The organism is Mesorhizobium sp. M7A.F.Ca.MR.362.00.0.0 (assembly GCF_004023175.1).
Lineage (GTDB): Bacteria > Pseudomonadota > Alphaproteobacteria > Rhizobiales > Rhizobiaceae > Mesorhizobium.
This window is the reverse complement of the sequence record NZ_RZTF01000084.1, coordinates 12,184-19,370: the sequence shown is the minus strand read 5'-3', so window position 1 is coordinate 19,370 and position 7,187 is coordinate 12,184. Positions and strand designations below refer to the sequence as shown.

Here is a 7,187-nt window from a genome sequence, read left to right as displayed (position 1 = left end):
GCGGGCGCATCACGCGTTCCATCGACACGGCGCGCGGCGTGGTCAATGCCGACCCCGCCAAGCCGGACCTCGACAAGCTGCCTACCGACACCTTCGGCACGGTCGAGTTTCGCGACGGCCGAATGGTAGCGTCCATCGGCGGCAAGGACGTCGAGATCCTGAGCAGTTTAAACGGTCAGGCGAATTGGGCGGCGATGAACAGCAATGCGACGCTGTCGGCAACAGGGATCTGGCGGGGCGAAAGCGTCGCGCTGGACGTCGCCTCGGCCAGACCACTTGTGCTGTTTGCCGGCGGCACGGCGCCGCTGACGCTGTCCTTCAAGGCGGCGCCCGCCACCTTCTCGTTCGACGGCACGGCCAGCATGTCTGAAAATACCTATTTCGACGGTCAGGCGAAGTTCTCGGCACCCTCGCTGCGGCGTGTCCTGGAATGGTCGCAGGCCGGCATCGCTCCGGGTGCGGCGATCGGCTCGGTCAGCATTTCGAGCAAGATCACCGCGACGGGCGGGCGCGTCAAGTTCGACAACACGGCAATTGCACTCGACAACAATCCGGGGATGGGTGCACTGGACCTCTCGCTTGGCGCACAACCTGTGATCTCCGGCACGCTCGCCTTCGACACGCTCGACCTCAGATCGTTTCTTTCGGCCTTCACCCCGCTGGTGCCGACCGGAGGGGCGGGACCCGGCGAAATCGACACAAGTTTCGCCGACAAGATCAATCTCGATCTGAGGCTGTCGGCAGCCCACGCCACGGCGGGACCTATCCAGCTCGCCGATGTCGCCGCCACCGCCCAGGTCAAGGATGGTCTGTCGGTATTCGACATCTCCGATGCCTCGGCCTTCGGCGGCAACATCCAGACCAGCCTTCGCTTCGATCGCAAGCCGGAGGGCTCGCAGGTCGAAATCCGCCTTCTGGCGTCCGACATCGACGGCGGTGCGTTCGGCACGGCGGCAGGGATGACGCGGCTGGTGCCGGTCGGCACGGGCACCGTCTCGGTGATCCTCAAGGGGCCGGGCAGAACCTGGGATTCCATCTTCGACAATGCCGACGGCTCGGTCTCGGCGACCTTCGGGCCGGGTGCGTTGAGCAAGCTCAACCTGCCGGCCTTCCTCAAACATACCGAACAGGGCGGCTTCTTCGCGCTCGACGACGTCTCCGACGGAACATTGCCGATCGACGGCGCCGAGATCAAGGCCACCATTTCGAAGGGCGTGGCGCGGATCGACAAGGCCGAGGCCAATTCAGCGAAGTACAAGATCTGGCTGTCCGGCATCGCGTCCTACGCCGGGCGCGGACTGGCCTTGTCCGGCGGCGTCATTCAGCCTGACCAGGCGGCAACGCAGGCCAACGGCCAGCAAGGTCCCAACCAGTCATCGTTCTTCGTCGGCGGAACCTGGAGCACGCCGTTCATTTCCCCGATCAGCCGCGGCGTTTCGGGGGAATAGGCCGCCACTGCGCCTCCTGTCTTTCACCCGCGCTGCGCCGCCTGCTCGTCGAGCTGGCGCTGCACCTCACGCCGCTTGTTGGCAAGCGAGGCGATGATGACGCCAATCGCCACGACAGCGATCAGGATGGTGCAGGCAGCGTTGATTTCCGGCGTCACGCCGAGGCGAACCTGGCTGTAGATCTTCATCGGCAGCGTCGTGGCGCCCGGCCCGGAGGTGAAGCTTGCGATGACCAGATCGTCGAGCGAAAGCGTGAAAGCCAGCATCCAGCCGGAGACGATCGCCGGCATGATGACCGGCAATGTGATCTGGAAGAAGGTCTTCACCGGCGTTGCGCCAAGATCCATCGCGGCTTCTTCCAGCGAGCGGTCGAAAGTCATGAGCCGCGACTGCACGACCACGGCGACGAAGCACATGGTCAGCGTGATATGGGCGAGCGTCACGGTGAGAAAGCCACGGTCGAGCCCGACCGCGACGAAGAGCAGCAGCAGCGACAGGCCGGTGATCACTTCCGGCATGACCAGCGGCGCAAAGACCATGCCGGAGAACAGCACCCTGCCCTTGAAGCGCGTGTAGCGGGTCAAGGTGAGTGCCGCCAGCGTGCCGAGAACGGTCGCTACCGTGGCCGAGATCAGGCCAACGCGCGCCGTCACCCAGGTCGCGTCCATGAGGCCCTGATTGTGGAACAGCGAGACGTACCATTTGGTCGAGAAACCGCCCCAGACCGTAACCAGTTTCGACTCGTTGAACGAGAAGACGATGAGCAGCACGATCGGCAGATAGAGAAAGGCAAAGCCAAGCACGATCGAAGTGATGTTGAAGCGGCTCCAGGTGGCGTTCATGAGGTCACCTGTCCATTTCCTGAGCGCGCGCCTGGGCCCGCTGGAAGAGCATGATCGGCACGATCAGCAGCAACAGCAGGATGACGGCAACGGCCGACGACACCGGCCAGTCGCGATTGGCGAAGAACTCGTTCCACAACGTCTTGCCGATCATCAGCGTCTGCGAGCCGCCGAGCAGATCGGGAATGACGAACTCGCCGACGGCCGGAATGAACACCAGCAGACAGCCGGCGATGACGCCGGGCAGCGACAGCGGGAAGGTGATCTTCCAGAACGCACTTGTCGGCGGACAGCCGAGATCCTTGGCTGCCTCGATCAGCGAATAGTCCATCTTCTCAAGCGCGGAATAGAGCGGCAACACCATGAACGGCAGGTAGGAATAGACGATGCCGATGAAGATCGCCGTATAGGTGTTGAGGATGATCAGCGGCTGGTGGATGACGCCGGTGGCGAGCAGCAGCTGATTGAGCAGCCCTTCGGGCTTGAGAATGCCGATCCAGGCGTAGACCCGGATCAGGAACGAGGTCCAGAACGGTAGGATCACCAGCATCAGCAAGGTCGGGCGGATCGTCGCCGGCGCGCGCGCCATGCCATAGGCGATGGGGTAGCCGACGAGCAATGTCAGGACCGTCGAGACCGCGGCGATGATGACGCTGGTTACATAGGCGTTGAAGTAGAGGGCGTCCTGCGTCAGCCAGGCGTAATTGTCGAGGCTGAGTTGCTTCAGCTGAGCCAGGAACCCGGAAATGCCGCCGCTGAAATCGAGCGCCGGCGTATAGGGCGGAATGGCGATTGCCGTCTGCGACAGCGAGATCTTGAAGACGATGACGAACGGAATGAGGAAGAAGAACAGCAGCCAGACATAGGGGATGATGATGACCAGTCGGCCAACGAAGGCAGCACCCAGCCTGGCAAGGAGGGATTTGCCGGCATTGGATGCCGGAGAGGCTGATGAGGTGGTGACGGCGGCGCTCGACATGGTCGCCCCTACCGCGTCAGCACGACGCCGGCATCGGGCCGGAAGGAAACCCAGGTGCGGTCGTTCCAGCTCAGCGGATCCTCGGTGATGCGGGCCGCGTTCATGGTGCTCGCGCGCACCACCTGGCCGTCGTCCAGCCTGACATGGTAGACGGTCATGTCGCCGAGATAGGCGATGTCGTAGACCTCGCCCTCGATGGCGTTGACCGCCTCGGCCGGCTTCTTCGACGACACCTTGATCTTTTCGGGCCTGATGGCGAAGGTGACGGCCGTCCCGGCGCCGGCGGTGCCGGCATTGTCGGTGCGGATGGTGAGTCCGTTGCCGGCATCGATGCTGGCGCTGCCGGCCTCGCCACGCGCGATCTTGCCCTCGAACATGTTCACATTGCCGACGAAGCCGGCGACGAAGCGCGATCCCGGCGCCTCGTAGACTTCGGCCGGCGTTGCCACCTGCATCACCTCGCCCTTGTCGATGATGGCGATGCGATCGGCCATGGTCATCGCCTCTTCCTGGTCGTGGGTGACCACGACGAAGGTCAGGCCGAGGTTCTGCTGCAAATCCATCAGTTCGAACTGCGTCTCTTCGCGCAGCTTCTTGTCCAACGCGCCGAGCGGCTCGTCGAGCAGCAGCACCTTCGGCCGCTTGGCGACCGAGCGGGCGAGCGCGACGCGCTGGCGCTGGCCGCCGGACAGTTGGTGCGGCTTGCGCTTGGCGAACTGCTCGAGTTTGACCAGCTTCAGCATCTCGGCGACGCGCGCCTTGATCTCGGCCTTCGGCTTGCCCAGCATTTCCAGGCCAAAGCCGATATTGTCGGCCACCGTCATATGCGGGAACAGCGCGTAGGACTGGAACACGGTGTTGACCGGCCGCTTGAAGGGCGGCAGCGGCGCGATGTCCTGGCCGTAGAGCAGGATCTCACCGGCGGTTGGAAAGTCGAAGCCGGCGATCAGCCTGAGCAACGTCGTCTTGCCGCAGCCGGATGGCCCCAGCAACGTGAAGAATTCGTTCTCGCGGATAGATACCGAGACCGTGTCGAGGGCAGCTACCTGCCCCTCACCTGATCCGAAAATTTTTCTGACGTTTACTACTTCAATCGCATTCCGATCCGGTTTGTCCGGCACGATTACGCCTCACTGTTGACCCCGCTCTTGCTGGCGGAGCTTTTCCCCTGTTCGATGTGACCACATGGCCGGTGGGTTGGCAAGCCCGGCATTGGGTCACAGTTCAATCAGTCATTGAGGCCTGCAAGCCCCATGCCATAGTCAGGCCTGATAGGTGACCTTGCCGCCGCAAATCGTCGTCACCGGCCGCACCTTGTGCAGGTCGGCCGGGGCGGTGTTCTCGATATCCATCGACAAAACCACCAGATCGGCCATGTAGCCTGATTTCAGCGTGCCCTTGCGGTGCTCGGCGAATTCGGCATAGGCGCCCTCGATCGTGTAACCGGCGATCGCTTCATGCAGTGAGAAACTCTGGTCCGGGTCGCTTTCTGCCCACGGTTTGCGCAACACCGCCGCCTGAATGCCCAGGATCGGATCGATCGGCGACACCGGCCAATCGGATGCGAAGACGACATGCGCGCCGGCATCCTTCAAGGTCCGCCAGGCATAGCTCAGCGGCCAGCGCGCCGGTCCGATGCGCGATACCGTCGGCTCCAGTGGAAAATCCATTGCGCCCGGCGGATGCGGCGGTTGCATGGAGGCAATGACGCCGAGTTCGGCGAAACGCGGCACATCAGCGGTGGTGGTGACCTCGATGTGCTCGACGCGGTGACGGCTGTCGCGCTTGCCGTTCGCCTTCTGCGCCGCCTCATAACCGTCGAGCACCGCGCGCACCGCGCCGTCGCCGATCGAATGCACGGCGATCTGCAGCCCGCGTCTGTCGACCGCGACGGCCAGATCGATGAACTGTTGCGGCGTGAACAGCGGCTCGCCCACCCAGTCGAGCCGGTCGGCATAAGGCTCGACCATGACAGCTGTCCAGGAATCGAGAACGCCGTCGTAGAACACCTTGACCATGCCCGACGACAGCCATTCCCTGTTGTAGCGTTCGGCCATATCAGAGGCCTTGTCGAGCATGTCGAGCGTCATGAAATTCTTGTAGTGGAACGGGATCTTGACGCGGCAGGGCAAGCCTTCCTCGGCGTCGATCTCGGCCAGCAGCTCAAGCTGATAGAGATTGCCGTCCATGTTCTGGATCGAGGTGATGCCGTGGCGGGCGCACCAGGCGAGCCCGCGCCGCATGATGTCGCGGTCGGCGTCCCGCTCCGCCGTCGTCGGCATCGGGTCCGGCTCGCCGCCGGTCGACAGCCCCAGCCGCACCCGGCCTTCGCCGGCAAGATCGAGCACCGGGCCAAAGGCCTCGCCTTCGCGCAATTCACCGGCGGCCAGACCATCGTCACCCATGACGATCTCATTGCCCGGACCAAGCGTGCGCCCCTGCAGGATGCCGGCCATTTCCAGCGCCTTGGTGTTGGCCCACATGGTGTGATGGTCGGGCGCCGCCATGCAGAACGGGCGATCGGGCAAGATGGCGTCGAGGTGATGGCGCGTCACGCGCTCGCTGCCGAGCACGGTGTAGTCGACGCCCTGGCCGACCAGCATCTTCGCGTCGGGCCGGGTCGGCGCATAGTCGCGGATCGCCTTCTGCAGCGCCTCGAAGCCATGAATACCGGTGAGTTGAAGGTGGGCAAGTTCAGCCCCGCCCGAAAACAGATGCATATGGGCTTCGATGAACCCCGGGACCACCGAACCGCCCTTGGCGTCGATGACCCTGGTGGCCGGTCCCTTGAACTCTTCGATGGAGGCGCGGCTGCCGATGGCGACGATTGCGCCATCCTTGACGGCGACAGCCTCGGCGGTGGGATTGTCGTCGTCGATGGTCAGTACACGACCATTGATGACGATCAGATCCGCATTGTGACCCGCACCTGTGACAGACATCGCGACTCCGCGCTTTTGACGACTGACTGAGACCGACAACCTCTTGTCCAACGACCTGCCACTCCACCGGAGCGGCGCCATGGGACGAAAAAGAATGCCAGCGCGCTGTCTTGGAAATTCCCCTTGTCATCCCAAGAGGCAGCGTGGATAAAGAATGCGACTGATTATTCGCGTTTGTCAACATACCGAATCTGGAATGTATTGTGGACAGCAAGCTCCCACCATGTTGAGACCGGGCGGGGAACGAGGACATCAAGCCGTGAAGCGCAGTCTCGACCGCAAAACCAGGATAGCGCTCGAACCGCGCAAACAGCCGCGGCAACAACGCTCCAGCAAGGTGGTCGACCGGATTCTCGACGCAGCGCTGGTCTTGACGCGGGAGCAAGGAACCAAGACGCCGACGACGCTCGCCATTGCGCAGCGCGCAGGCTTGTCGGTTGGTTCGATCTACCAATACTTCCCCAACAAGGAAGCCATTCTTCTGGACCTCGCCCGGCGCTGGCTGTCATCCTTCCCCGAGGTGATCGCCAAGCGTATCAAGGTCGCCCCGCCCACCAACCGTGAAGAGTTTCGGCGCGAAGTGCGCAAGCTCTTCATCGACACGTCCAGACTCTACCTCGAAAACGCCAGCCTGATGCCGGTGATCGAGGCCATTTCAGGCAACGCCGACCTCAGGCCGATCCAAAACGAATATGACGAGCAGATCATCGCGCTCTACGCCGCATGGCTGCAGCATGTGAACCCGGCGCTTGAAAACAAGATCGCCAGCCGGCTCGGCGTGCTGATGATGGACGTCGGGCACGCCTGCCGGCTTGTCGGGCTGAAAAGCGACCGCAAGACATACGACCTCATCGAGGATGATGTGGAAAGAATGTGGCTCGCTCTGGTGAGCCCTTATCTCAATCTTGAATCTTGACTGATTTCGCACTTCGAGAGGAATTTATGAAGACTGTTTTCTCCCCCCTTCACGCCGGCC

6 protein-coding genes are annotated in these 7,187 nt (G+C 62.8%); 2 read left to right on the top strand and 4 right to left on the bottom strand.

Annotated features, from left to right (window positions below; translation table 11 throughout):
- Nucleotides 1-1,448, top strand: a 1,448-nt coding sequence (locus tag EOC06_RS13535) for an AsmA-like C-terminal region-containing protein (protein ID WP_164898566.1), incomplete at its 5' end; no start/stop codon positions are given.
- Between the two features lie 23 nt (nucleotides 1,449-1,471).
- Here the strand turns inward: EOC06_RS13535 and EOC06_RS13530 are convergent.
- From EOC06_RS13530 to EOC06_RS13515, 4 genes are all read right to left on the bottom strand, one after another.
- The gene (locus EOC06_RS13530) at nucleotides 1,472-2,290 is read right to left on the bottom strand and encodes an ABC transporter permease (RefSeq protein ID WP_013530251.1); all 819 of its coding nucleotides are present in this window, start codon (nucleotides 2,288-2,290) and stop codon (nucleotides 1,472-1,474) included.
- A gap of 4 nt (nucleotides 2,291-2,294) precedes the next feature.
- Entirely contained in the window at nucleotides 2,295-3,269 is a 975-nt protein-coding gene (locus EOC06_RS13525; protein WP_128307987.1) for an ABC transporter permease subunit, read from the bottom strand.
- Nucleotides 3,270-3,277: 8 nt separating this feature from the next.
- Complete coding sequence (locus EOC06_RS13520) at nucleotides 3,278-4,363, bottom strand: ABC transporter ATP-binding protein (protein WP_306462349.1); 1,086 nt, start codon at nucleotides 4,361-4,363, stop codon at nucleotides 3,278-3,280.
- Nucleotides 4,364-4,531: 168 nt separating this feature from the next.
- Nucleotides 4,532-6,211, bottom strand: a complete 1,680-nt coding sequence (locus EOC06_RS13515; RefSeq protein WP_128307985.1) for an amidohydrolase — start codon at nucleotides 6,209-6,211, stop codon at nucleotides 4,532-4,534.
- A gap of 154 nt (nucleotides 6,212-6,365) precedes the next feature.
- Between EOC06_RS13515 and EOC06_RS13510 the strand changes: the two genes are divergently transcribed.
- Nucleotides 6,366-7,127 (top strand): TetR/AcrR family transcriptional regulator, encoded by a 762-nt coding sequence (locus tag EOC06_RS13510; protein ID WP_245463630.1) that lies wholly within the window; start codon nucleotides 6,366-6,368, stop codon nucleotides 7,125-7,127.
- Nucleotides 7,128-7,187 lie beyond the last annotated feature (60 nt).